Genomic DNA, 634 nt, shown 5'->3' on the forward strand with positions numbered 1-634 from the left:
GTACTGATCCGGGAAACCGTTAATCATCTCCTGCTCGGCTTCCGGCGTATGCCACAGGCTGCGCTGCATATCGGTATCGGTTGATCCCGGTGAGACAATATTGCAGCGCACGCCATACGGTGCCATCTCCAGCCCAACCGTCTGGCACAGGCTGCGTAGCGCTGCTTTGGAGGCGCCATAGGCTGACATGCCGAGGCGCGGGGCGTGCGCGGCGTTAGAGGCGATGGTGACAATCGCGCCAGCGCGCTGCTGGCGGAAGACCGGTAGCGTCTGCTGGAACAGGTTAAACGCGCCGCCGGCGTTGACGGCGAGGCACGCCTGCCAGTCGGCGAAAGACAGCGCATCGGTGCTGCCGATGCGCAGAATGCCCGCGCCGTTCACCAGGATATCCAGCCGCGGCTGGCTGGCCAGCAGTGACTGACAGCAATCGCGCACCGCAGCACTGTCGGCGACATCCAGCTGGCAGGTGGCAAACGGATAGTCATCCTGGCCAAAGTGCAAATCAAAACCGGTCACCTGCGCACCGGCCTGATGGAACGCCAGCGCGGTGTGATAGCCGATGCCTTTACCGGCACCGGTCACCCAGCCAATTTTTCCGCTGAAATCAAAACAGGCGCTCATTCGGCTGGCACCC

Annotated in this window: 1 protein-coding gene; it reads right to left on the reverse strand. The window is 62.8% G+C overall.

Annotated features, from left to right (window positions below; all coding sequences use genetic code 11):
* On the reverse strand, nt 1-621 hold a 621-nt coding region (locus FT726_RS27585; RefSeq protein WP_346303878.1), incomplete at its 3' end, for a 2,3-dihydro-2,3-dihydroxybenzoate dehydrogenase.
* Nucleotides 622-634 lie beyond the last annotated feature (13 nt).

Source organism: Pantoea sp. Morm (assembly GCF_016643525.1).
Classification (GTDB): domain Bacteria; phylum Pseudomonadota; class Gammaproteobacteria; order Enterobacterales; family Enterobacteriaceae; genus Pantoea; species Pantoea dispersa.